We start from the raw sequence: 581 nt of genomic DNA, 5'->3' as shown, positions 1-581 counted from the left end.
CGGCGGGCTCGCGAGGATGACGCCAGACAGACCGCCGAAGAGGAAGGTGATCAGGAAGCCGACCGAGAACAGCATCGGCGATTCGAAAGTCAACTGCCCCTTCCACATCGTGCCGATCCAGTTGAAGATCTTCACACCTGTCGGCACGGCGATCAGGAACGTCATGAACGAGAAGTAGGGCAGGAGAACAGCACCCGTCGCATACATGTGGTGAGCCCACACCGCGATGGACAGAGCTGAGATCGCCAGTGTCGCGTAGACCAATCCGGTGTATCCGAAGATCGGCTTACGGCTGAAGACCGGGAAGATCTCCGAGACGATGCCGAAGAACGGCAGCGCGATGATGTACACCTCGGGGTGTCCGAAGAACCAGAACAGGTGCTGCCACAACAGAACTCCACCTGACGCCGGGTCGAAGATATGGCCACCGAGGTGACGGTCGACGAACAGGCCCATGAATGCAGCGGTCAGCAACGGGAACGCCATCAAGATCAAGATGCTGGTGATGAAGATATTCCACGTGAAGATCGACATCCGGAACATCGTCATGCCTGGCGCGCGCAAACAGATCACCGTGGTGA

The 581-nt window shown here is 58.0% G+C and carries 1 protein-coding gene; it reads right to left on the bottom strand.

Annotation, left to right across the window (positions count from 1 at the left end):
• The coding region (locus tag R4P65_RS33055) for a cbb3-type cytochrome c oxidase subunit I (protein ID WP_317829703.1) at window positions 1-581 on the bottom strand (581 nt) is incomplete at both ends.

It is taken from the genome of Rhodococcus sp. IEGM 1318 (genome assembly GCF_033142465.1).
GTDB classification, from domain to species: Bacteria; Actinomycetota; Actinomycetes; order Mycobacteriales; family Mycobacteriaceae; genus Rhodococcus_F; species Rhodococcus_F qingshengii_B.
This window is presented reverse-complemented; position numbering and strand designations above follow the sequence as displayed.